Raw genomic sequence first — 24228 nt, 5'->3', positions numbered from 1 at the left:
TTTTAGTTGTGTTAAATTATAGTAGTGTTTTTAGCATCGCATAAAAGACTAACATTGAAAAATTACGTATGGTAAGGTATCAAGGGAGGGAAATATAAATGGCTCGTGTTTGTGCTATTACTGGAAGAAAAGCTCGTTCTGGTAACTCTCGTTCTCACGCAATGAACGCTACAAAACGTAAGTGGGGCGCTAACCTTCAAAAAGTTCGCGTACGCATCGACGGAAAAGTTCAACGTGTTTACGTTTCTGCTAGAGCATTAAAATCTGGCAAAATCGAACGTGTTTAATAATAAAAAAAAGAGCCGATAGGCTCTTTTTTTACTATAACAATGGAAAAAGCACCGGTGATAGGTGCTTTTTTTAATCTTTTTTGAAGGTATTTAACATTGCACGAACAATTCCACCAAGAAATTTAGGTAACTTAATTGTATAAAATCTCATGGTTTCCCTCCTAATCCCCATTACTCCACTTGGTCACTATATGATGTAAGGAGCAAAATTGTTTCTTCAATCAGTGCTTCTTATCAACATTAATATGCCAGAAGTAAATGAAAAAGTACCTTTTTCCTCAACGAGTTCGTTACTAATACAAAGTGTTGATCCCCACTCTATTGTTTTATTAGTAAGCGGGTACTTAAAACCAAACAATGTAATCCCTTCCACTATTTCAGTAACTGGTACAAAAGATACATAAGGAAAATTTTTATTTTCTTCAATTATATGTGTACCCACTTTTTTAACTGTTATTTCATTTTTATTGTCCACAATACACATTTCTATCTCTACTTCTAACCCTTTTAAAAGCATCTGTATATTTGCCAAACCGTGATCAAGCCTTCCACCGGTAGCACCAAAAATACGAATTAGTGCCGGCTTCTGTCCTAATGCCCAGTTAATTGCAATTTCTAAATCCGTTTGATCTTTTTCTCGTGGAACAATATGTAATTCGTTCGTTTGCTGTCCCATCCATACTAATTCTTCTTCGGTAACTGAATCGTAATCTCCAAACGCAACAGCCGGTGTAATCCCTTTCTTTAATAGACGGTATACTCCCCTATCAACCGCTGCCCACACTACTTCCTCATCCTCATATCGAGCAAAATCTGCACAATATTCCGAAGGTCCTCCTGCCAAAATATGAATAATCATTTTTTCTTCCCCTTCCATTGTAAAAAGGCAATCTGCCATTCGGTAGATTGCCTTTTTACATATTTTTACGCTATCCTATGAATACCTTACTAGGATAAAGTTCATCACTACCCACGAATTACGCGAATTGCTTCACCGCGGTCTTTTTGATTGTATACTGCTGATCCAGCTACAAGTACATTTGCTCCTGCTTCCACACAAAGTCTTGCTGTTTCAGCATTTACACCACCATCAACTTCAATTTCTACTTCTAGATTGCGCTCTTTCACCATGTCTGCAACTTGTTTAATTTTCGGTAATACAGAATGGATAAACTTCTGTCCACCAAATCCAGGGTTTACTGTCATAAGTAATACCATATCTATATCTTCTAATACATGCTCAATTACTGAAACTGGCGTATGTGGATTTAATACAACGCCCGCTTTAATACCATGAGATTTAATTAACTGAATTGTACGATGTAGATGTGGACACGCCTCTACGTGAACAGTAATAATATCCGCTCCCGCTTGTGCGAAAGTCGGGATATAGTTATCAGGATTTTCAATCATTAAATGTACATCTAATGGTAATGATGTAATTGGACGGATAGCTTCTACAATTAACGGTCCAATCGTAATATTTGGTACGAAATGTCCATCCATTACGTCAACGTGAATGTAATCCGCTCCGCCCTTTTCTACATCTTTAATCTCTTCCCCTAATTTTGAAAAATCTGCTGATAAAATCGATGGTGCAATTTTAATCATAACTAATACCTCGGCTTTCTCTCTCTAATTTCTTCTACGAATTGTTTATAGTTCTTATAGCGATATTCTGTAATCTTCCCTTCTTCAACCGCAGCTTTCACCGCACATTTCGGTTCAGAAAGATGTGTACACCCTCTAAATTTACAGTATTGGCTCGCTTCTTTCAACTCTGGAAAACAATATGTAAGATCTTCTACTTCTATATCAATGAAATCTAGTGAACTAAAACCCGGTGTATCTGCTACTAGTCCACTCCCAATTGCAATTAATTCTACGTGTCTTGTCGTATGCTTCCCGCGTCCTAAATGGGAGGAAATATCATTTGTTTTCAGCTCTAATTCTGGACGTAGCACATTAAGCATTGAAGATTTCCCCACACCAGATTGACCCGCAACGACAGAAACACAATTTTCTAAGTATGGTTTTAATATATCAATACTTTCTGACGTATTAATAGAAGTAAATAAAACATCATAACCCATCTCACGATAATCATTCGCATAAGCTTCAACAGTTGCTTTCATCTTTTCATCTACTAAATCCATCTTGCTAATACAAATAATTGGCTTAATGTTATGATATTCAATCAGCACTAAAAATCGATCTAACAGTCCAGGATTAAAATCTGGTTCTACTGCAGAGAACACAAGGATCGCTTGATCGACATTAGCAATAGGAGGTCTAACAAGTTCATTTTTTCGATCAAACACTTCAAGCACATAACCTTCAGTTGGATTATCTGCCTGAAAAACAACTTGGTCTCCTACAAGTGGTGTAATTTTATTTTTTCTAAATACACCTCGTCCACGACATTGCGTAACCCCTTCTTCATGCTGCACGTAATAAAACCCACTTAAAGCTTTTATAATTTTTCCTTCTGGCATAGAATTCTCCTTTTTTGTATAAGGTGATGCTGAATTTAAAAATGAATGGATTTAAATTTTCTAAATAACGATTTCAAAACCTACCATATATACTTTTGCTAATATTCATTAAATTTCCCATTAAATGCAAAAAAATATTTACAGCTGCATCACTTTACTAGCTTTTTGAATCATATATTTTTGCCTGCTATACCGTCCACTTTGTAGACAGCATAACAGGCAATAATAATAAGTAGACTTTCACTATTATTGAGTTGGATATGGTACTTCTTTATCAATAATCGTTACTCCATCTCGTACAATTTTATAGTGTCCCTTTGAACCTTCTTGAATTACAAATTCTAAAGAAATAGTCGCTGATTCAGTAATTGTTCTCGTTTCAACCGGTCTATCCATTTTTTGCTGCATGTCTTCTTTATAAATTTCTATTGTTTGCGGCTTTTTTTCACCTGTTACAGCAGGCTCATATGGGATAGAGATATTGTCCAATTTTACCGTTTTAGTCACTTTAGGCTTTTGACCATCAGAGATAATAATAGTTACTTTATCTCCCTCTTTTAATGGTGTACCTGGTTTTGGAAATTGCGAAATTACAAGTCCTTTTTCGACTGTATCTGAATACTCTCGTTTTATATCTGACGTTAGTTTTCTCTCATTCAAATAACCAGTTACACTATTTTCAGTCCACCCCGAAAAGTCACCTGGTCTAATTTGATAAGGACCTTTACTTACCCAGATTTTCAGTTCTTGCTCCGCTTCTATAACCATTTGATCAGGCGTCGGAATTTGCTCTACAATTTCACCTTTCGGCTTATCATTTTCAATATAATTTACTGTAACTTGTTTATATTTTTCTTCTAACTCAGCTTTTACACTCTCAAAGTTTTGCCCTGTGAAATTCGCCATCTTACTTTTCTTTTTCCCACCTGATTGATAGATAGTAATTTTAGCGTTTTCTTTTACGACTCTTCCTGCTACAGGGTCCGTTTTTATTACATCCCCAACTTCAACATCATCTGTATATACAATATTAGGCTCCGTCACCTCAAAGCCCTTTTCTACTAATGTATTTACAGCTGTCGTGTATTTCATACCAGCCACATCAGGAACTTTCACATCTTTCGGAATAAATAATCCTGGAATAACCGTAAGCGCTAATGTTATTCCTATTGCTAAAAATAAAAATGTTGAAATTAAAACTTTAAGCCACTTGTTACTCCGTTTTTTCTTCTTATCTAACTCAGCTGCTTCTGCTCTTATCGGTTCTTCCACCTTACTCCCTTTTAAAACAATCGTTTCATCACTTACATTTTCAAATAATTGTTCTTGTTGAATAATCGGAATCGCTTTCGTCGCTTCCATATCTTCTGGTATGTAAAACGGTTGCTCATTTATCCTCTCTGGATATAGCGCAGTTTCAATATCTCGCTTCATCGCATTGGCAGATTGATATCGATGGAACGGATCTTTTGCAGTTGCTTTTAATATAATATTTTCAACACTTTGCGGAATATTTTCATTCCATCTTTTTGGTGATGGGATTTCACTTTGTAAATGTTTTAAAGCTATAGCAACAGCAGATTCGCCAGAAAACGGTTGTCTTCCTGTTAACAATTCAAACATAACTATCCCAAGAGAATAGATATCTGATTGTTTATTTGCTATTCCGCCACGTGCCTGTTCTGGTGATAAATAATGGACTGAACCGAGCACTGAATTTGTATGTGTAATTGTTGTTGCACTTGTAGCTGTCGCAATTCCAAAATCTGTTACTTTTATTATTCCATCAGCTCGAATTAAAATATTGTGCGGCTTTATATCACGATGCACAATTTCAAAATGATGGGCGTGTGCCATAGCGGATGTTAACTGCTCCATAATATCAAGAGCTTCTCCTATAGGTAACATCCCTCGCTCAATTATGTATTGCTTCAATGTTTGCCCTGGTACATATTCCATGACAAGATAGTATATACCATCTTCTTCTCCGACATCATACATATTCACAATATTTGGATGCGACAACGTTGTAACAGACTGCGCTTCTCGATGGAAACGTTTAATAAACTCTTCGTTATTTGAGTAGTCGAGTCTTAATATTTTTACCGCTACATCTCGGCCAAGTATATCATCATGAGCTAAATATACATTGGCCATTCCGCCACCACCAATCATTTTCAGCAGCTTATAACGGTCATTTAAGCGTTTTCCAATCAGCACGTTGCACTTCACCTACTTTCGTTTGTCGAACCCGCATAATCAATAAGAACAAGTGTGATATTATCTTCTCCACCGCGATCATTTGCCAATTGAATGAGATACTGCCCTTTACCTTCAAGCTGTTCATTTAACTGTAAAATTTGTCGCATATCATCAATAGAAACTTTGTTTGATAACCCATCAGAGCAAAGAAGTAATTGATCATCTTCCTCAATCACCAACGTTTTAACATCTAACCCAACTTTTTCTTCTGTTCCTAATGCTCTTAATAACACATTCTTTTTCGGATGATACTCTGCGTCTTCCTTTGAAATTTCACCATGTTTCACCAGCTCATTTACAAGTGAATGATCTTCCGTTACTAGCGTCATTTCTCCTTCTGATACCATATAGCAACGACTATCTCCTATATGCCCTATTGTCACAAAGTTTGGTGTACAAACAGCTATTATAAGCGTTGTTCCCATACCATTACATTCTGCATTTTGCTGAGCATATTCATATATACGCTCATTAATAATCCCAACACTAGTATGTAACCATTGTTCTACTTTTTTCGGCTCATTCATATTATGTGTTTGCTTCCAATAATCATGGAATAATTGAATGGCCATCGAGCTAGCTACATCACCAGCTCGATGACCTCCCATTCCATCTGCTACTACCGCTAATACATTTCCATCTAAATTGTGAAAAACTCCTGCACTATCTTCATTATGTTGACGAACTTTTCCTTTATCCGATAGAAATACGGCTTTCATCTCGTCACCTCGTCTCTTCTTTGCGCTCCTTCGCACGCAACTGACCGCAGGCTGCATCAATATCATGACCTTGTTCACGGCGAATCGTTACATTCACTCCACGATCTTTTAACGTTTTCTCGAACAAGAAAATTTGTTCACGTGGCGTACGTACATAATCACGTTCAGGTACGTAGTTTACCGGAATCAAGTTCACATGACATTTTACACCTTTTAAGAGCGCAGCAAGCTCTTCAGCATGCTCTACTTGGTCATTTTCTCCTCCAAATAATCCATATTCAAAAGTAATACGACGCCCCGTTCTATTTACATAGTATTTAATAGCTTCCATTAAATCTGGTAATTTATAAGCACGGTTAATCGGCATTAATTTTGAACGTAATTCTGAGTTTGGAGCATGCAACGAAATCGCAAAATTAATTTGTAGATCTTCTTCAGCAAACTTATAAATTTTCGGGATAATTCCACTCGTCGAAACAGTCATATGTCTCGCACCAATATGAAGTCCTTTTTCATGGTTAATGATGCGTAAGAATCCCATTAAATTATCATAGTTATCAAATGGTTCTCCAATCCCCATAACAACAAGAGAACTTACACGTTCTTCTGTTTCATCAAGCGCACGCTGAACTTCTACTACTTGCGCTACGATTTCTCCAGCTTCTAGGTTTCGCTTTAATCCACCAAGTGTCGAAGCACAGAACGTACACCCAATACGACAACCAACTTGCGTTGTTACACAAATGGAATTTCCATATTCGTGTCGCATTAATACCGTTTCAATAGAATATCCGTCATATAATTGGAATAAGAATTTAATTGTTCCATCCGAAGACGTTTGTTTTACTAACGTTTTTAAAGTAGTAATATCAAAGGAATTCGACAATTTATCACGCAATCCTTTAGAAAGGTTTGACATATCCTCATAATTTTTTACACGTTTTTTATATAACCAATCAAAAATTTGTCCAGCACGGAACTTCGGTTCTCCTTGTTCCTTTAACCAATCTTGCATTTCATGAAGTTGTAAAGAGTAAATTGATGGTTTCTTCGTTTCTAAATTTTTCTTTTGTTTTCTTACAGTCGTTTCCATGATGCTACACCTTCTTCCTTAAACAAGCAATATAAAAGCCATCCGTCGCAAAATAATGCGGTAAAATTTGCACTTGACCTTCATCAATATACGGAGTTAATTTTTCTGGCATACGCTCTTTAAGCGTAGTATCCCATTCAAATTCAGGATGTTCTTGTAAAAATTTCTCTATTACTTGTTCATTTTCTATTTTCTCAATTGTGCACGTACTATAAACAAGACGACCGCCTTGTTTTAATAATGGTGCTATTTTTTCTAGTATTGCAATTTGAATCGTCGATAATCTTTCACTATCGCCTTTATCTTTTCCTAACTTAATATCAGGTTTACGTCTAATTACACCAAATCCAGAACACGGTGCATCTACCAATATTTTATCAAACGTTTCATTTGCAAAGTGCTCTTGCACTTTTCTAGCATCTAGCGCTTTAGTTTCGACATTTTCTAGACCAAGTCGCTCTGCTTGCTGTTTAATTAAACGTACTTTGTGTGCATGTAAATCAAGGGACATGACCTTACCAGTTCCCTTTAATCGTTCCGCGATATGCGTTGTTTTTCCGCCTGGAGCAGCACAACTATCAAGAACTGCATCTCCCGTATTCGGTTCTAAAGCGCGTGCTACAAGCATAGAACTTTCATCTTGAATAGAAAGAAATCCTTTTTTAAACGCTTCTGTATGCGCTACATTTCCTCTTTCAATCTGAATAGCATCATCTGATAAGTCACCACGTTTTGCTTCTATACCTTCACTTGCTAACAACTCAATCGCTTCTTCTACAGTTACCTTATCAACATTCACACGCGCTGTTGGTACAGGGGGTAACATGTTTACTTCGCACATTTTTTCTGCAGTTTCTAAACCGTATTCTGAAGTCCACTCTTGGACAAGCCAAACTGGATGACTTGTTGTAATTGCAAGACGTTCTACTGGATCCTTGATTTCATCTACAGAAGGTACACCTTCTCTCTGAATCGAACGTAATACACCGTTCACCATACCAGCAATTCCTTTATGCCCGCGACGCTTTGCAATCTCAACCGCTTCATGAATAGCCGCTCTTTCTGGCACTCGGTCTAAATAAATCATTTGATATAAAGATAAGCGAAGCAATACTCTTACCCACGCCTCAACCTTCTTTTTTAAAAAAGGCTGTAAATAATAATCTAATGTGTCACGACGTTGAATCGTTCCATATACAATTTCAGTTAATAAACCAATATCTTTTCTATCAATTGCACTTTTTTCAATTAGATTATTTAAAAGTAAGTTGCTATATGCACCACTTTTTTCCACTTGAATTAAACCATCAAGAGCTAATTCACGAACATTTTGTCTCATGCATTTTCTCCTAACTTCGTTCCAATTTCAGGTTTTGTTCCACGTAAAAATTGTGAACAACTCATACGCTTTTTACCAGAAGGTTGCAATTCAGTAATTTTAACACCTGTTTCATTACTCGTTGCTACAACAAAACCATCTTCTTCGATTGCAACAATCGTACCTGCTTCAGCCGGTTCAGTTATAGGCACTTTTTCCCCCCACCATACTTTAACAACTTGTCCTGCTAAAGTTGTATAAGCAACTGGCCATGGATTCAATCCGCGAATGTGATTGTATACTTCTTCACCTGTTTTTGTCCAATCAATTTTCTCTTGCTCACGTTTTATATTGTACGCAAACGTTACTTCTTCTTCGTTTTGTTTAATCGGTTCTAACTTACCTTGAATTAATAAAGGCACTGTTTTAGATAGAAGGTGTGCTCCTGCTTCACTTAATTTATCAAATAATGAGCCTGTCGTTTCACGCTCTTCAATTTCAACTTCCACTTGCGTTAAGATATCACCAGCATCCAATTTTTCTACCATATACATAATTGTAATACCTGTTTTTTCTTTACCTTCCATAATTGCATAATGAATTGGTGCACCACCACGAAGTTCAGGAAGTAAAGAAGCGTGAACATTAATACACCCATACTTTGGTGCTTCTAAAATTTCATTTGGTACAATCTGCCCAAATGCAGCTGTTACAATTAAATCTGGCTCTAATGCCAATACTTTTTCATATTCATCTTTTTCACGAATTTTTAACGGCTGTAACACAGGGATACCATGTTTTTCCGCTTCAACTTTAACAGGTGTAGGTGTTAATACTTTTTTTCTACCTACTGGACGATCAGGTTGCGTCACAACACCTACTACCTCATAGCCATCTTCAATAAGACGACGAAGCACCGGCACTGAAAAGTCCGGTGTTCCCATAAACACTACTTTTATCATTTAAAAACCGCTCCTTTTAACACCTATTCTAGTTCGTTTTCTTCATAATATCTTGTCACTTTCGATGTAAATAAAACACCGTGTAAATGATCAATTTCATGTTGAATTGCACGCGCTAAAAATCCTTCCGCTTCTAATAAGAATACTTTCCCACGGCGATTTTGCGCTCTTACTTTAATATAATCGGCACGTTCTACTTCACCATAAAGTCCCGGGAAGCTTAAACAGCCTTCGGGACCTACTTGTTCACCACGTTTTTCTAATATTGATGGATTGATTAACTCGATTTTTCCAGTATCATCATCGACATCAACAACCGCTACTTGCAAGCTTACACCTACTTGAGGCGCAGCTAAACCGACTCCGTCCGCAATTAACATTGTTTCATGCATATCTTTCAACAATTTCACTAACTTTTTATCAAAGTTAATTACTCTTTCGCATGGTGTTTCTAACACTTCATTTGGATGCTTTATTATTTCTAAAACTGCCATATTTCCCTCCGCTACATTAACATTGTTGGATTAAAATCAATTGAGATTTGTAGCTCTTTTTGCATTTCTGCTTGATAATGTTCATTTACCATTTTGAGCACGTTCTTTAAGTTTGGTTCCCGTTTGTATTTTATCATGCATTGATAACGATATCTATCTTTTATCCTTGGAATCGCTGAAGCAACTGGTCCTAGCACCATTGTTTGCTGTGAGCAATGCGTTCGTAAATACGAGGCAATTTTTTCCGTCACTTGTACCGCTTTTAATAATTCTGGATGAGATACAGTTACGAGTACAACATAGTAATATGGGGGATATTGTCTTGTTCGTCTCATTTGCATTTCTTGGTCAAAAAACACATCATATTGTTGGTTCTTCGCTAACTCTATACTGTAATGTTCTGGCGTATACGTTTGAATCACAACTTCCCCTGGCAATTCATGTCTACCCGCTCGTCCACTTACTTGCGTCAATAACTGATATGTCTTTTCACTCGCCCGAAAATCAGGTAAGTGAAGCATCGTATCTGCAGTTAAAACCCCAACGAGCGTTACTTTCGGAAAATCTAATCCTTTAGCAATCATTTGTGTTCCAAGTAATATATCTGCTTTTTCTTCCCCAAACGCCTTTAATAATTTTTCATGCATTCCTTTTCGACTTGTCGTATCTACATCCATTCGAATGACTCGCGCCTCTGGAAATAGTTTTGTAATTTCTTCTTCTACCTTTTGTGTACCTGTACCAAAGAAACGAATGTATGTACTTTGACAAGCTGGACACTCAGTTGGCATATTCTCTTCGTAACTACAATAATGACATTTTAAACGATGATTCATTTTATGATATGTCAATGAAATATCACAATGCGGACATTGGACAACATACCCACAATCACGGCACATAACAAATGTAGAATGACCTCTTCTATTTAAAAAGAGTACCATTTGTTCTTTCTTTTCTAATCGATCTGCTATTTTTTCATGCAGCGCCTTAGAAAACATTGATCGATTCCCGTCACGAAGTTCTTCTCGCATGTCAACAATCTCTACCGTTGGTAAAGCTTGTTCATTCATACGTTTTTCCATTGTTAATAGTTCATAAACACCTTTTTTCGCCCTTGCAAACGATTCAAGTGTTGGTGTCGCACTACCAAGAACGATAGGACATTTATGATATTGTCCTCTCCAGACAGCTACATCTCTTGCATGATACCTCGGATTATCTTCTTGTTTGTAACTTGATTCATGCTCTTCATCAATAATAATAATCCCTAAATTCTCAAAAGGCGCAAAAACAGCTGAACGCGCACCAACTACAACTTTCACTTCTTTTCTTAAAATCTTACGCCACTCGTCATACTTTTCTCCAACAGACAACGCACTATGAAGAACTGCAACTTGCGAGCCAAACCTACCTTTAAAACGATCCACCATTTGGGGCGTTAGTGCAATTTCAGGAACAAGAACGATAGCTTCTTTTCCTTTCTTGAGCACTGCTGCTATAGATTGTAAATATACTTCTGTCTTTCCACTTCCTGTAACACCATATAGCAAAAATGGATTATAAGTTTCATTTGTAATTGATGATAAAATCGGTGTAATAACTTGTTTTTGTTCCTCCGTAAGTGGAAATGGTTTTGTTTGTTCAAAATCATCATCGTCATACGGATTTCGGTATACTTCCACATACTTTTCTGAAATGAATCCCTTTTTAACAAGTGCTTTTATTGGAGCATCTGTTATTTGTAACTCTTCTGTAATTACTTTCAACGGTGTACTTTTATAATTTTCCACAAAATAATAAAGTACATCTTGTTGTTTTTTACTTTTCAGTTCAAATGCCGCTAATTCCAATTTATCTTCTGGCAACTCCGGCTGAACCACTCTTTGCTTCTTCTTTTGTACTTTATCTTTCACTTGATAAACGACTTCAACCGTACCATTTTTAATTTCTTGTTGAATAGTTCGGTATAAATGTGGCTGTTGCTCGATTACTTCAAAATCAATTGCTTCTTTATCCTGAAATAAATATAGTATTTCAGGTGCTATTTCTTCCTGTTTACAAAGTTGTAGACGTTTTTTATACGTTGCTTTTATCGCAGTTGGAAGCATCACTTGAAAAGCTGAAATCATGTAGCATAACGTTTCACTTGTAAGCCAATATCCAAGCTTTAATAATTCATCATTTAAAACCGGTGTTACATCTAATATTTCATGGATTGTCTTTAACTTCTTACTTTCTACATCCACCGAATCTTTAATCCCAATAATAAAACCTTGCAATTTTCTTGGCCCAAACGGAACTACTACACGCATTCCTGTCTGTACAATATCTTCCCATTTTTTAGGAATAATGTAATCAAATGGTCGATCTGTCTGACGGGCAGGTACATCAACAATTACACTTGCAAATTTCATAAACGATCATCTTCTAACATCATTTCAATTTGCTTCAATATTTCACGAGCTACCTCTTTTTTCATTAAAAGTGGCAACTCAATAACTTTTCCATCTTTTCTATACATTGTTACAATATTCGTATCCGTGCCAAATCCAGCTCCTTGCGCTTTTACATCATTCGCGACAATCATATCTGCATTTTTCTCACGTAGTTTTTTCGTTGCATATTCCTCTACATTTGTCGTTTCAGCAGCAAAACCGATAAGTAACTGTTTATCCTTTTTCTGACCTAACGTTTTTAAAATATCCACCGTTCTTTCAAGTTCAATGACAGCATCACCATTTTGCTTTTTCATTTTATTCTCATGCACATATTTCGGACGATAATCTGCAACTGCTGCTGTTTTAATGACAACGTCTACGTTTTGATAATGTTGAAGAACTGCTTCTAACATATCTTGTGCAGATTCCACTTGCACTGTCGTTACATGTAACGGTGGATTTAATGCTGTCGGTCCTGAAACGAGTATAACATCAGCGCCTAAATTCGCTGCCACTTCCGCAATCGCATACCCCATTTTCCCAGAAGAAAAATTCGTCATAAAACGAACTGGATCAACCTTTTCACGTGTTGGGCCAGCAGTTATTAATATTCTTTTTCCCTGCAATGGTTTGTGTTCTGAGAAAGCTTCCTCTAACCGTGCAATAATTGCTTCAGGTTCTTCTAGTCGTCCCTTCGCTACATATCCACATGCTAAAAAGCCTTCCCCAGGCTCAATAAATGTATATCCTAGCGTTTTCAATGTCATCATATTTTTTTGAACTATTTTATTTTCATACATATGCACATTCATAGCAGGCGCAATCCATACCGGAGCTGTAGTAGCTAACAAAGTAGTTGTAATCATATCATCTGCAATACCACCAGCTAACTTTCCAATACAATTGGCAGTAGCAGGTGCGACAAGTACAACATCCGCCCAATCTGCTAAATCAATATGAGCAATAACAGCTGAGTCTTTCTCATCGAATGTATCCGTATATACATCATGGCGAGAAAGCGCTTGGAATGTAAGAGGCGTAACAAACTTCATTGCCGACTCACTCATCATTACTTTGACAATCGCGCCAGATTGTGTCAATTTACTCGTTAACGCAGCTGCTTTAAAAACCGCAATGCCTCCTGTTACACATAGAAGTATCTTTTTCCCTTTTAGCATATGACTCGTCCTCTTTCTTTTTCAAACTTATAATACTGAAATAGAATTCTCAGCTCGTCAGTACCGATATTTCATTCCTTTCGTAAAAAAATAACAACCTACTTGTAAATAGGTTGTTACCGTTACATAGAAAATTATAAAGTCTATGTTTTATTTTGTCGAAGGCAAAGGCTTATTCAGCTACTTTATCTTCACTTGGTACGTAGCTTAATGCTTCTGCATCGATTTCTTCTAATGCTTTACCTACACATTTATGAGAAACAGGTTTTTCTACAACACAGTTATTAGCAAGTTGCATTTCACGTGCGCGTTTTGCAGCCACTGTTACTAAAGTGTACTTAGAATCGATTTTTTGTAGTAATGAGTCAATTGATGGATTTAACATAATTATAGACCCTCCGTCATTTCTTTATAATATTTTGCTACCCTTTCGCGGCGGCAATGTTCGCCAACCACAATTGCTTTAATTCTATCACAAGCTAATTCAACTTGATCGTTTTCTACTACATAGTCGTAAGCGTCCATCATCTCGATTTCTTCTTTCGCTACAGTTAAACGATTTTCAATAACATCTTCAGTCTCTGTACCACGTCCGACAATACGGCTCTTTAGTTCAGATAAACTTGGAGGTGCTAAGAAAATAAATACACCTTCTGGGAAAGCTTTCTTAACTTGAATTGCTCCTTGCACTTCAATTTCTAAGAATACATCTTTTCCTTCTTGTAATGTTTTTTCAACATAGTCAATCGGTGTTCCGTAATAATTACCTACGAACTCAGCCCACTCAAGTAATTTTTCATTACGAATCATTTCCTCGAATTCTTCTCTTTCTTTAAAGAAATAATCCACACCATCTACTTCACCTTCACGCGGCTTACGTGTCGTTACTGAAATAGAGTACTGAAAACGTGTATCCTCATGGCTAAACAGCTCTTTACGAACCGTCCCTTTTCCAACCCCAGAAGGCCCTGAAAGAACGATGAGCAATCCTCTTCTACTTCTCATAAATATGTAAAACCTACCCTTCCTCACTTAAATCTTCTTTATTATTCAAACGATGTGCAATCGTCTCTGGTTGAATTGGACTTAATACAACATGCCCATCATCCATAACAATAACCGCCCTTGTTTTTCTCCCATACGTAGCATCAAGCAAAGCATTATGTTCCCGTGCTTCTTGTACTGTTCGTTTAATAGGAGCTGACTCCGGACTTACAATAGCAATAATTCGATGAGCAGATACAATATTTCCGTATCCAATATTTAAAAACCGCATGGCCATAGTTTGCGCCTCCTAGTAAGTCTATCCGATTTCTCCACCACGTATAACTTTATATATTTTTTGAAAGCTACTCAATATTTTGTACTTGTTCACGAATTTTTTCAAGGTTATTTTTCATTTCTACAACATATTTTGAAATTGTTAAGTCATTTGCCTTAGAACCAATCGTATTAATTTCTCTATGCATCTCTTGCACGATGAAATCCATTTTCCTTCCAACAGGCTCTTCAATCTGCAATGTTTCACGAAATTGCTCTAAATGACTTTGCAAACGAACTAACTCTTCATGAATATCACAACGCTCTGCAAAGATTGCGACTTCTGTTAGCAATCTTTGTTCATCTAGATCTTGATTATGTAATTCTTTTAAGCGATTTTCTAATCGTTCACGATATTTTTGTGTAACAATTGGTGCATGTGGAATAATCGCATTTACACAATTGCTAATCTCTTGTAAACGATACGCTATATCTTTATGTAATCGTTCTCCTTCGCCATCTCTCATCGTTTTCAACATATGAGCAGCTTGACGAACAGCCTCATATAAACTGTTCTCAAAATGTTCATTTACATTTTCTATTTCTTCAATTGCTGTTACTTCTGGCATTGCCATTAATTGTTCGAGTGTAATAGAATCTTGTAATTGAAATTTCCCTTTTATATCTTCCATCATCGATTGGTACTGCTCAAGAAGTGACCAATTCACACTTAATTTTCTTTCAACAAGTCCTTCACCTGCTATACTAATAGACACTTCGATGCGCCCACGTCGAACTTGCTGTGCAATTATTTTACGAATTTTGTCCTCAAATACCATCATTTGCTTAGGAAGTCGAATACTCATCTCTAAAAAACGGTGGTTCACCGATTTCATTTCTACTGTAATTTGAAAAGTATCACTTTCTACTTTCGATCTTCCAAACCCTGTCATACTAGAAATCATTTTTATCACATCCAAGCCATAAAATAACTCAATGAAAAAGGTAATAGAGACAAGGCTCTACTACCTTCTGTAAATTATATCACATTTTCATAACATTGACTATTTCAAGTTTAATCCCTTCTTATATAACATCGGCTTTTTCTTCTTAGCCTTTTTCCCTGTTAATAAAGAACCTACTAGTAAGAAAGTCGGAATTGATGACAAACCTCCAATTAATAACCAATCTCTTGCTTGTATCGGCATTGTGCTAAAGATCGGTTGTAACGGTGGATAATATATAACCACTAGCATAAGTAGTAACGAAATAATAACCGCCCCTACTAAATACACGTTCCCAAATGGATTACGGTGAAAGACAGAATGCTCACTACGACAATCAAATACATGAATAAGCTGTGCAAGTACCAACGTCGCGAACGCTACAGTTTGTGCATATTTCAGTTCATTTGGATGTTGGTTATACGCAATAATAAACGCCACTAACGTCACTGCTCCAATTAAAAACCCTCGACTTATTATTTTCCACGCAAGCCCTCTAGCGAATACCCCTTCTTTCGGGTGACGCGGTGTTCTCTTCATCACATCTCCTTCAGCCTTATCCAAACCTAATGCCATCGCTGGTAAACCATCAGTAACTAAGTTCACCCATAAAATTTGAATAGGAACCATCGGCAGTGGTAATGCAAGTAACATCGCAAATAACATAACTAAAATTTCTCCAACATTTGACGCCAATAAGTAGCGAATGAACTTACGTATGTTCTCGTATATATTTCTTCCTTCTTTAATCGCTGACTTAATTGTAGCAAAATTATCATCTAGTAAAACAAGTGAAGAGGCTTCTTTTGCAACATCTGTCCCTGTAATCCCCATCGCTATCCCAATATCCGCTGTTTTTATAGCTGGAGCATCGTTCACTCCATCACCTGTCATCGCTACTATATGTCCTTGATTTTGCAATGCTTTAACAATTTTCAATTTATGCTCAGGTGATACACGAGCGAATACATACGTATCTTCTACAACATTTTCTAATTCCTCCACATCCATATTCGCGAGTTCTACTCCTTCAACAACGCGTCCATCTGGTGGTAAAACTCCTAATTGTTCAGCAATCGCCATTGCTGTCACTTTATGATCACCTGTAATCATTACTGTTCGAATACCAGCTTCTTTACACTCTTTTACCGCCTGCGCGACTTCTGGCCTTGGCGGGTCAATCATACCTTGTATCCCAACCAACATAAAATCTTTTTCAACGTCTCTTTCATGTTCAATAGAATCCGTGACTTTTAAAGGTTTAAACGCAACTGCAATTGTTCGAAGCGCTTGACTACCTAAGCTATGAATAGCCGCCTGTACTTCTTTTCTATATAGCTCACTTAACGGCTGCTGCTTATCCCCCCATAAGATTGTTTGACTCAGTTGCAAAAGAACATCCGGTGCTCCTTTCGTAACAATAAACTTTTTCCCCTCTCGATCTCGTACAATAACACTCATCATTTTTCGAGTTGAATCAAAGGGAAATTCACGAATAATTTCAAATTTCCCTTTCAATGCCTCACGTGTTATCCCAGCTTTCATTGCCGCAGCTACAAGCGCTCCCTCTGTTGGATCCCCATCTAATACGTACGCCTTTTTCTTTTGAATAATATTTGCATTGTTACATAGTGAACCAAATGTAAGTAGCTGATAAAGTGATTTTGTCTTAGCTGGATTCACTTCTTTTTCACCTTTCATAAAAGAGCCATTAGGTTCATATCCTTGCCCTGTCACTTTCCACAATTCTCCGCCTGACCACATATGTGTTACCATCATTTTGTTTTGTGTCATTGTTCCCGTTTTATCAGAGCATATAACAGAAGCGCAGCCTAACGTTTCTACGGCCGGTAACTTCCTTACAATTGCTCTCTTTTTTATCATACGCTGTACACCAAGTGATAAAGCTACTGTAACAATTGCTGGCAATCCTTCTGGAATAGCCGCAACAGCTAGCGATACGCCAGCTAAAAACATATGATATACTTCATTCCCTTGATACACACCAGCCAATACAACTAGCGCTGTCAAAATAAGAGCTACAATAATTAATATTTTTCCGAGCTGTTCTAACCTTCTTTGCAGTGGCGTTTCCATTTGCTCTGCATTTTGCAACATATTTGCAATTTGCCCCATCGCTGTATTCATACCAGTTGCTACAACGACTCCTGTACCAGATCCTCGCGTAATCATTGTCCCCATAAAAGCCATATTTTTTTGATCCCCAATTGCAACATCTTGCCCTTGCAGTGCTTCTACCTTCTTTTGTACAGGTACGGACTCCCCTGTCAAAGCAGACTCTTCAATATATAAACTTGATGCCTCAACAAGACGCACATCAGCCCCAATACGATCACCACTGGAAAACTTAATAATATCACCTAAAACAAGTGCTTTAGATGGTGCTTTTACCCACTTTCCATTCCGCATTACAGTAACTTGCGGGGCAGCTAGTTCCTTTAAAGCTTCCAATGATTTTTCAGCTTTTCTTTCTTGAAAAAAGCCGAGAATACCATTGATAATAACAATGGCAACAATAGCAATAGAATCAATGTATTCACCTAAAAACGCAGAAACAATTGTTGCTCCAAACAAAACGAGTACCATGAAATCTTTAAACTGTGCTAAAAATACCATTAGTGCAGAAGGCCTTTTTGCTTCTTCTAATTCATTAGTACCAAATTTCTTTACTCGCCCTTCTGCTTCTTTCTCTGTAAGTCCAACCTTTACATTCGTATTCGTTCTTTCTTCCACTTCATGTGCTCGCATTCCATACCAGTTCATCCTGCTATCGACCTCCTGATTCCAGACATACTCTATTGAAAGCTTATTCAGCCTCGTCCAAAAAAATGCTATAATTAACATTTAGTTAGAAAGGAGTGTTCATTTATGGCATTCGATGGATTATTTACAAGAGCGATTACACATGAAATTGAAAATTCTCTTTACACAGGAAGAATTTCCAAAATATATCAACCTTCAAAATACGAGATTTTATTACATATTCGAGCGAATGGAAAGAACCAAAAACTAATTCTTTCATCTCATCCTACATATGCGCGTATGCACTTAACGAATCAAAACTACGATTCGCCAGCAATACCGCCGATGTTCTGTATGCTTCTTCGCAAACATTTAGAAGGTGGATTTATTGAAAAAATTGAACAAATCGACTTAGAACGCATTATTCAAATTACAGTTCGCAGTCGTAATGAAATCGGAGACGAATCATTAAAAACATTAGTAATTGAAATAATGGGACGACATAGTAACATTATCTTATTAGATACGAAAACAAACGTGATTTTAGATAGCTTAAAACACGTTTCATTAGCCGTAAACCGTCACCGAACTGTATATGCTGGTGCTGAGTACGTCGCGCCACCAGCCCAACATAAAATCAATCCTCTGCAAATTGAAACCGCAGATGATTTTATTAGACCGCTAGACTTTCTATCTGGAAATATGGATAAACAACTCGTCGGTGCTTTCATGGGAATATCCCCATTATTTGCAAAAGAAGTAGTAAAGAAAGCCGGTATGGTAAACGAGAAAGCATTATCAGAAGCATTTTTCTCTATACAAACACCATTACTATCTCATGCATATACACCTACAATGATTACTGCAAATGGAAAAGAATTCTTTTATCTTTTCCCTCTTACACACTTGCAAGGAGAAGAAAAAACATTCTCATCAGTGAGCGAATTGTTAGATCGTTTCTTCTTTGGCAAAGCAGAACGTGATCGTGTAAAACAACAAGCTCATGATTTAGAACGCTTTATGCAAAACGAAAAAAATAAAAACGAGAAAAAACTCATTAAACTCGAAAAAACACTGCAAGATGCTGGAAAAGCAGATAAATATCAACTATTTGGAGAGCTACTTACAGCCAATATGTACGCTTTAAAAAAGGGCGATAAAGATATTGAGGTCGTTAATTATTACGATGAGGATGGTGGAACTGTAAAAATCACATTAGATCCTTTAAAAACACCATCTGAAAATGCACAACGCTATTTCCAAAAGTATCAAAAAGCAAAAAATTCGGTTGCTGTTGTAGAAGAACAAATCGAAAAAACAAATGAAGAAATTCTTTATTTTGATAGCTTACTTCAACAAATGGAAGCTGCTTCTTCAAAAGACATTGAAGAAATTCGTGAGGAATTAGCTGAAGAAGGTTATGTGCGCAATCGCAAAACGAAAAACGCAAAGAAAAAGCCTACTAAACCAGTATTAGATAAATATGTAGCAAGTGATGGCACAGAGATTTTCGTTGGTAAAAACAATAAACAAAATGATTATTTAACAACGAAGTTTGCCCGCCGTGATGAAATTTGGTTACATACGAAAGATATACCTGGCTCTCACGTTGTCATTCGTTCTTTAGAGCCTGCTGAAGAAACTTTACTAGAAGCCGCCAAAATTGCTGCCTATTACAGTAAAGCGAAAGAGTCTAGCTCTGTACCTGTTGATTTCACCAAAATACGCCATGTCAAAAAACCGAGTGGTGCAAAACTTGGTTTTGTTACGTACGACAATCAGCAAACCGTATATGTAACACCAGATGCTGATATTGTAATGAAATTAAAAGCATAAATAAAAAAATGCGTTGCTTGTATGCAGCGCATTTTTTATATGTTTTCAATTTCGTTGCTATATCCATTCAATATTGTCAAAAAAATTGACAGTATCATTTCACATTTGTATAAAATTTTTTACAGCATGTAAATAAAGTACAAGTGTAACTCCAATCATTTTTCCCCATCCCCCTGCTATTCATTGAAGCAATCTAGATTTTATGAACAAACCGTCTCCCACAAATTACGGGCTATTTTTTTATCTCCCCTAAAATATATGTTGTCCCTACTATCCTTTCTTCAAATATACATTTTGGCACGCTATTTGCTTTATTCAATACTATGAATAGGAGGAATTAACATGACTTTAAAAATTAATAAAATCCAAAATCAACTACAAAACTATGAAATTGAGGGGTTACTTATTACAAAAAAAGAAAACCGCCAATATGCAACAGGCTTTACAGGTAGTGCTGGCGTCGTCTTACTCTCTGCCGATCAAGCTGTTTTCATCACTGATTTCCGCTATGTAGATCAAGCGAAATCACAAATAAAAGATGCTGAAATTATTATGCATAAAGGAAATTTAGAAAAAGAAATTGCACATCAAGTATCGAAATTAAACATTCAAAAACTTGGAATTGAAGAAAACAACATGACATTGCAACAATATAAAAACTTGCAAAAATACGTACAGGCGGAAATGATTCAAGTGTGCGAAATTATCGAAAATATTCGTATCATTAAAGACACGCCTGAAATAGAAACAATGAAAATTGCAGCTAATATCGCGGACGAAGCATTTCATCACATTCTTACGTTTCTAAAACCAGGAATAAGTGAAAATGCTGTACGAGATGAATTAGAATTTTTCATGCGAAAAAAAGGTGCTACATCTTCATCATTTCAAATTATTGTAGCTTCTGGTGTTCGTTCTTCTCTTCCACATGGAGTTGCATCAAATAAAATAATTGAACGAGGCGACATCGTTACATTAGACTTTGGTGCACTTTACGACGGATATTGTTCCGATATAACACGTACCGTAGCAATAGGGGAACCATCGGAAGAATTCAAAAAAATATACAATGTTGTACGAGAAGCGTTAAAACGTGGGACTGAAGCGATTAAGCCTGGAGAAACTGCGAAAAATATCGATGATGTAACAAGAAACTACATTACAGATTGTGGATATGGTCAATATTTTGGTCATTCTACTGGTCATGGTCTTGGCTTAGAAATACATGAACCTCTTCGCTTATCCCAAGAAAGTAAAGCTACATTAAAAGAAGGTATGGTTGTTACAGTTGAACCGGGCATTTACATACCGAACTGGGGCGGTTGTAGAATTGAAGATGATATCGTCATTACAAAAGACGGATATGAAGTTATTACAAAATCAAATAGAGAACTAATTGTAATCCCTTGTTAAAATCATGGCCTTTTTAAAAGGAGTTTTTTTCTACACATAGAATTCCTTCTCTGGAGTGTTCATTTAAAGAGGGGGAATTTAAATTGAATTTTGTAATTGATAAAATAGATGGTTTACAAGTTGAGTTTTCAAAACTTGTTTCCATGATGAATTACGCTCGTTATACAACAATGCAAGCAGTGGAAAGTTTAACAATTGAAGAACTTGATTATTTATATGATAAAGAAGCCAATTCAATTGGCATGCTGTTATATCACATGGCTGCTATTGAATTTTACTACCAAATCCATACCTTTGAGGATCGTGAACCGACGGAAGCTGAATTAGAACATTGGTTGCCAGCTATTGAGTTAGGGAATCTTGGACGAGAAAAAATAAAAGGAAACTCTTTAGAATTTTACATTAATACATTACAAGAAGTACGCTCTAAAACAATTGAAACATTTCAATCTTTACCTGATGAATGGCTATTTAAAACGACAGACTTTTGGTATGACAAACCAGCTAACAACTACTTTAAATGGTTTCACGTATTTGAAGATGAAATCAATCATCGCGGACAAATTCGCTTAATTAGGAAGATGCAAAAAGCTCATGCAGTAAAATAAGAAAGTGCCACCAGATAAGGTGGCACTTTCTTTTATTCATTTTTTAGGATTAACTGTATTGTAACATCCATTTATCGTTCTCATCATTACAGTACATGAAATTTTACTTTTTTCTTTTTCCTATACTCACATACTTTCACTGCTTTCATACAATAAACTACACGAATGCCTAAAGGATGTGAATGTTATGGGAGTTGAATTAACGCTATTACACGCTCTCTACATTATTTGTTTACTCACTATTATTACCTTTTTTATTCTCCGGAAAGATACGACTATCATTTGTATCGTTTTTATCTTTTTATTAGCATTAACTGCAACAAGTTCTATCCCTCTTGCCATTAGCGGGATTTTTCAAAGTTTCATTTACGCCATTACTGAGCTATTACCAACTATATTAATCATCTCCATTATCGTATCAATGAGCAATTTACTCGTTCATACTGGCATAAATGATACGATGATTTCACCATTTACAAAAATGATTCGTACACCTACACTCGCCTACTGGATTATCGGCCTTTTAATGATGACCATTTCTTTCTTCTTTTGGCCTTCTCCAGCTGTCGCCTTAATGGGAGCTATTTTATTACCGGTTGCTGTACGTGTCGGCCTTCCTCCAATTGGGGTTGCAATTGCTATGAACTTATTTGGACACGGCATCGCCTTATCTGGAGACTTCGTTATTCAAGGTGCACCGAAATTAACTGCAGACGCGGCTGGTCTCCCTGTTTCCAGCGTCGTATCTGCAAGTGTTCCACTCGTTATCGTTATGGGCGTTGTGACAACTTCCGTCGCTTTTTTCTTCTTACGAAAAGAGTTTCATACAGGCTTAGCTATACAAGAATCTATTCTATCAACTGAGTCTTCTAAAACGCTCACTTCATTATCTCCTCGCACAAAGAAATGGCTCGCTATTTGTATCCCTATCGTATATATCATTGATATCCTTTGCATGATTCAATTTAAACTACAAGGAAGCGACGCAACTGCACTTATCGGCGGAACAACTGTTATTATGATTATCATCATTTCTCTCATCGCCTACAAAGGTAATGGACTGAATAAAACAACCGATTATTTCATAGAAGGGCTCCAATTTGGCTTTAAAATTTTCGGACCAGTTATTCCTATCGCTGCACTCTTTTATTTAGGAGATAGTGGCTTTGTGAAAATTATCGGAGACTATTTACCGAAAGGTTCACACGGAATCATTAACGACTTAGGCATCGCTTTATCTCAAACTGTTCCTTTAAATCAATATGTATCGGCAGGGACATTAACCATCGTGGGTGTCATTACCGGCTTAGATGGATCAGGTTTTTCAGGTATATCACTTGCTGGTTCCATTGTCAATCTTTTTGGAACAGCACTTGGCCATGGAACAGCTACATTAACAGCACTCGGGCAAATTGCAGCTATATGGACCGGGGGCGGGACGTTAATTCCTTGGGCACTTATTCCTGCTGCTGCGATTTGTAAAGTCGATCCATTTGAACTTGCACGCCGAAACTTTTTACCGGTTGTTATCGGTTTAATTGTCACCACGATCGTTGCGATGTTTATCCTATAACGTAAGCAAGTGTTCTCTTGCTTACGTTTTTTGCTTGTAAAATTCATCATGAATTATCAGTTTTCAAGAGGGATTCGTTATTACTCAGCGAAATTATATTAGGAGAGTAATTATTTCAAAACGTTTACGAGAAACAGATTACTGCAATTAGAAAAGGGGACATACCTATGAATGAATTGATTTTCGTCTTATTAATTTGTCCATTATTTATCTTTATCGTATCTGTTATTGGAACACGCAAAACGAAAACGTATTACGTAATGCCGATTGTAACGTTTGCTAGTTTTTTAATAATAGGTGTTATCGCCTTTACTCCAAAATTTTTCTTTTGGGTCGGCATGTATAGCATTTTCTCATTTATTGTTTCTTATGTGACTCTATTGTTTGTAAAAAGATATAAGCTTGCAGAAAGCACTAAGTAGTTAAGGAGATTGTAATATGATTTTCTTTGATATTGATGGAACTTTACTTGAATTTTTAACAATAATATAAAAAAACGACCGCGTTCCCCCGCAGTCG

Annotated in this window: 23 protein-coding genes; 6 read left to right on the top strand and 17 right to left on the bottom strand. The window is 36.6% G+C overall.

Translation table 11 applies throughout. From position 1 onward, the window contains the following. Window positions 1–98: 98 nt before the first annotated feature. Entirely contained in the window at window positions 99–287 is a 189-nt protein-coding gene (rpmB, locus tag ACTFRM_RS18290; protein ID WP_000124776.1) for a 50S ribosomal protein L28, read from the top strand. Window positions 288–360: 73 nt separating this feature from the next. On the opposite strand, the gene spoVM is transcribed toward rpmB, so the two are convergent. From spoVM to ACTFRM_RS18205, 17 genes are all read right to left on the bottom strand, one after another. After that, window positions 361–441 carry a stage V sporulation protein SpoVM gene (spoVM, locus tag ACTFRM_RS18285; protein ID WP_001213599.1) on the bottom strand — a complete coding sequence of 27 codons (81 nt, stop codon included), beginning with the start codon at window positions 439–441 and terminating at the stop codon, window positions 361–363. A gap of 66 nt (window positions 442–507) precedes the next feature. Further along, the gene (locus tag ACTFRM_RS18280) at window positions 508–1188 is read right to left on the bottom strand and encodes a thiamine diphosphokinase (RefSeq protein ID WP_002026234.1); all 681 of its coding nucleotides are present in this window, start codon (window positions 1186–1188) and stop codon (window positions 508–510) included. Window positions 1189–1256: 68 nt separating this feature from the next. After that, window positions 1257–1901: a ribulose-phosphate 3-epimerase gene (rpe, locus tag ACTFRM_RS18275; protein ID WP_000589974.1), complete on the bottom strand. Its 645-nt coding sequence runs from the start codon at window positions 1899–1901 to the stop codon at window positions 1257–1259. A 2-nt stretch (window positions 1902–1903) separates the two neighbouring features. Then, window positions 1904–2785, bottom strand: a complete 882-nt coding sequence (rsgA, locus tag ACTFRM_RS18270; RefSeq protein ID WP_001113932.1) for a ribosome small subunit-dependent GTPase A — start codon at window positions 2783–2785, stop codon at window positions 1904–1906. A 246-nt stretch (window positions 2786–3031) separates the two neighbouring features. Beyond that, a complete protein-coding gene (gene pknB, locus ACTFRM_RS18265; protein WP_000904747.1) occupies window positions 3032–5005 on the bottom strand; it encodes a Stk1 family PASTA domain-containing Ser/Thr kinase in 1974 nt (657 codons plus the stop codon). Between the two features lie 8 nt (window positions 5006–5013). Beyond that, entirely contained in the window at window positions 5014–5766 is a 753-nt protein-coding gene (locus tag ACTFRM_RS18260) for a Stp1/IreP family PP2C-type Ser/Thr phosphatase (protein WP_088321974.1), read from the bottom strand. Between the two features lie 4 nt (window positions 5767–5770). Next, window positions 5771–6859: a 23S rRNA (adenine(2503)-C(2))-methyltransferase RlmN gene (rlmN, locus tag ACTFRM_RS18255; protein WP_000450540.1), complete on the bottom strand. Its 1089-nt coding sequence runs from the start codon at window positions 6857–6859 to the stop codon at window positions 5771–5773. Window positions 6860–6863: 4 nt separating this feature from the next. After that, entirely contained in the window at window positions 6864–8198 is a 1335-nt protein-coding gene (rsmB, locus tag ACTFRM_RS18250; RefSeq protein ID WP_001249666.1) for a 16S rRNA (cytosine(967)-C(5))-methyltransferase RsmB, read from the bottom strand. After that, window positions 8195–9139, bottom strand: coding sequence for a methionyl-tRNA formyltransferase (gene fmt, locus ACTFRM_RS18245; protein ID WP_000598804.1), 945 nt, complete (start codon window positions 9137–9139; stop codon window positions 8195–8197). The genes rsmB and fmt overlap by 4 nt, the downstream gene beginning before the upstream one ends. 23 nt (window positions 9140–9162) lie before the next feature. Further along, window positions 9163–9633 carry a peptide deformylase gene (gene def / locus ACTFRM_RS18240; RefSeq protein ID WP_000279455.1) on the bottom strand — a complete coding sequence of 157 codons (471 nt, stop codon included), beginning with the start codon at window positions 9631–9633 and terminating at the stop codon, window positions 9163–9165. Between the two features lie 11 nt (window positions 9634–9644). After that, window positions 9645–12050: a primosomal protein N' gene (priA, locus tag ACTFRM_RS18235; protein WP_000666720.1), complete on the bottom strand. Its 2406-nt coding sequence runs from the start codon at window positions 12048–12050 to the stop codon at window positions 9645–9647. Continuing rightward, a complete protein-coding gene (gene coaBC, locus ACTFRM_RS18230) occupies window positions 12047–13252 on the bottom strand; it encodes a bifunctional phosphopantothenoylcysteine decarboxylase/phosphopantothenate--cysteine ligase CoaBC (protein WP_000911750.1) in 1206 nt (401 codons plus the stop codon). The genes priA and coaBC overlap by 4 nt, the downstream gene beginning before the upstream one ends. Window positions 13253–13424: 172 nt before the next feature. After that, window positions 13425–13637: a DNA-directed RNA polymerase subunit omega gene (gene rpoZ / locus ACTFRM_RS18225; protein WP_000933960.1), complete on the bottom strand. Its 213-nt coding sequence runs from the start codon at window positions 13635–13637 to the stop codon at window positions 13425–13427. 2 nt (window positions 13638–13639) lie between these two features. Then, window positions 13640–14257 (bottom strand): guanylate kinase, encoded by a 618-nt coding sequence (gene gmk / locus ACTFRM_RS18220; protein WP_001257741.1) that lies wholly within the window; start codon window positions 14255–14257, stop codon window positions 13640–13642. A gap of 13 nt (window positions 14258–14270) precedes the next feature. Continuing rightward, a complete protein-coding gene (remA, locus tag ACTFRM_RS18215) occupies window positions 14271–14534 on the bottom strand; it encodes an extracellular matrix/biofilm regulator RemA (RefSeq protein ID WP_001251456.1) in 264 nt (87 codons plus the stop codon). A 67-nt stretch (window positions 14535–14601) separates the two neighbouring features. Next, window positions 14602–15477, bottom strand: a complete 876-nt coding sequence (locus ACTFRM_RS18210; RefSeq protein ID WP_000625866.1) for a YicC/YloC family endoribonuclease — start codon at window positions 15475–15477, stop codon at window positions 14602–14604. A gap of 99 nt (window positions 15478–15576) precedes the next feature. After that, window positions 15577–18300, bottom strand: a complete 2724-nt coding sequence (locus ACTFRM_RS18205; RefSeq protein ID WP_001104776.1) for a calcium-translocating P-type ATPase, SERCA-type — start codon at window positions 18298–18300, stop codon at window positions 15577–15579. A gap of 105 nt (window positions 18301–18405) precedes the next feature. On the opposite strand from ACTFRM_RS18205, the gene ACTFRM_RS18200 reads away from it, so the two are divergent. The 5 genes from ACTFRM_RS18200 to ACTFRM_RS18180 all read left to right on the top strand — a co-directional run bounded on the left by ACTFRM_RS18200 (window position 18406) and on the right by ACTFRM_RS18180 (window position 24131). Further along, entirely contained in the window at window positions 18406–20115 is a 1710-nt protein-coding gene (locus ACTFRM_RS18200; RefSeq protein WP_000863284.1) for an Rqc2 family fibronectin-binding protein, read from the top strand. A gap of 342 nt (window positions 20116–20457) precedes the next feature. After that, window positions 20458–21528, top strand: coding sequence for a M24 family metallopeptidase (locus tag ACTFRM_RS18195; RefSeq protein ID WP_173600361.1), 1071 nt, complete (start codon window positions 20458–20460; stop codon window positions 21526–21528). A gap of 83 nt (window positions 21529–21611) precedes the next feature. Next, window positions 21612–22136: a DinB family protein gene (locus ACTFRM_RS18190; RefSeq protein ID WP_001012048.1), complete on the top strand. Its 525-nt coding sequence runs from the start codon at window positions 21612–21614 to the stop codon at window positions 22134–22136. Window positions 22137–22323: 187 nt separating this feature from the next. Continuing rightward, a complete protein-coding gene (locus ACTFRM_RS18185) occupies window positions 22324–23709 on the top strand; it encodes a hypothetical protein (RefSeq protein ID WP_440043475.1) in 1386 nt (461 codons plus the stop codon). A 167-nt stretch (window positions 23710–23876) separates the two neighbouring features. Continuing rightward, window positions 23877–24131 (top strand): YbeF family protein, encoded by a 255-nt coding sequence (locus ACTFRM_RS18180; protein ID WP_001003919.1) that lies wholly within the window; start codon window positions 23877–23879, stop codon window positions 24129–24131. Window positions 24132–24228 lie beyond the last annotated feature (97 nt).

The organism is Bacillus cereus group sp. MYBK227-1 (genome assembly GCF_051916325.1).
Classification (GTDB): Bacteria; Bacillota; Bacilli; order Bacillales; family Bacillaceae_G; genus Bacillus_A; species Bacillus_A cereus.
This window is presented reverse-complemented; position numbering and strand designations above follow the sequence as displayed.

Coding starts and splice junctions, on each gene's coding strand:
- rpmB (WP_000124776.1), top strand. CDS start 99: ATGGCTCGTGTTTGTGCTATTACTGGAAGAAAAGCTCGTTCTGGTAAC.
- spoVM (WP_001213599.1), bottom strand. CDS start 441: ATGAGATTTTATACAATTAAGTTACCTAAATTTCTTGGTGGAATTGTT.
- ACTFRM_RS18280 (WP_002026234.1), bottom strand. CDS start 1,188: ATGGCAGATTGCCTTTTTACAATGGAAGGGGAAGAAAAAATGATTATT.
- rpe (WP_000589974.1), bottom strand. CDS start 1,901: ATGATTAAAATTGCACCATCGATTTTATCAGCAGATTTTTCAAAATTA.
- rsgA (WP_001113932.1), bottom strand. CDS start 2,785: ATGCCAGAAGGAAAAATTATAAAAGCTTTAAGTGGGTTTTATTACGTG.
- ACTFRM_RS18260 (WP_088321974.1), bottom strand. CDS start 5,766: ATGAAAGCCGTATTTCTATCGGATAAAGGAAAAGTTCGTCAACATAAT.
- rlmN (WP_000450540.1), bottom strand. CDS start 6,859: ATGGAAACGACTGTAAGAAAACAAAAGAAAAATTTAGAAACGAAGAAA.
- rsmB (WP_001249666.1), bottom strand. CDS start 8,198: ATGAGACAAAATGTTCGTGAATTAGCTCTTGATGGTTTAATTCAAGTG.
- fmt (WP_000598804.1), bottom strand. CDS start 9,139: ATGATAAAAGTAGTGTTTATGGGAACACCGGACTTTTCAGTGCCGGTG.
- def (WP_000279455.1), bottom strand. CDS start 9,633: ATGGCAGTTTTAGAAATAATAAAGCATCCAAATGAAGTGTTAGAAACA.
- priA (WP_000666720.1), bottom strand. CDS start 12,050: ATGAAATTTGCAAGTGTAATTGTTGATGTACCTGCCCGTCAGACAGAT.
- coaBC (WP_000911750.1), bottom strand. CDS start 13,252: ATGCTAAAAGGGAAAAAGATACTTCTATGTGTAACAGGAGGCATTGCG.
- rpoZ (WP_000933960.1), bottom strand. CDS start 13,637: ATGTTAAATCCATCAATTGACTCATTACTACAAAAAATCGATTCTAAG.
- gmk (WP_001257741.1), bottom strand. CDS start 14,257: ATGAGAAGTAGAAGAGGATTGCTCATCGTTCTTTCAGGGCCTTCTGGG.
- remA (WP_001251456.1), bottom strand. CDS start 14,534: ATGGCCATGCGGTTTTTAAATATTGGATACGGAAATATTGTATCTGCT.
- ACTFRM_RS18210 (WP_000625866.1), bottom strand. CDS start 15,477: ATGATTTCTAGTATGACAGGGTTTGGAAGATCGAAAGTAGAAAGTGAT.
- ACTFRM_RS18205 (WP_001104776.1), bottom strand. CDS start 18,300: ATGAACTGGTATGGAATGCGAGCACATGAAGTGGAAGAAAGAACGAAT.
- ACTFRM_RS18200 (WP_000863284.1), top strand. CDS start 18,406: ATGGCATTCGATGGATTATTTACAAGAGCGATTACACATGAAATTGAA.
- ACTFRM_RS18195 (WP_173600361.1), top strand. CDS start 20,458: ATGACTTTAAAAATTAATAAAATCCAAAATCAACTACAAAACTATGAA.
- ACTFRM_RS18185 (WP_440043475.1), top strand. CDS start 22,324: ATGGGAGTTGAATTAACGCTATTACACGCTCTCTACATTATTTGTTTA.
- ACTFRM_RS18180 (WP_001003919.1), top strand. CDS start 23,877: ATGAATGAATTGATTTTCGTCTTATTAATTTGTCCATTATTTATCTTT.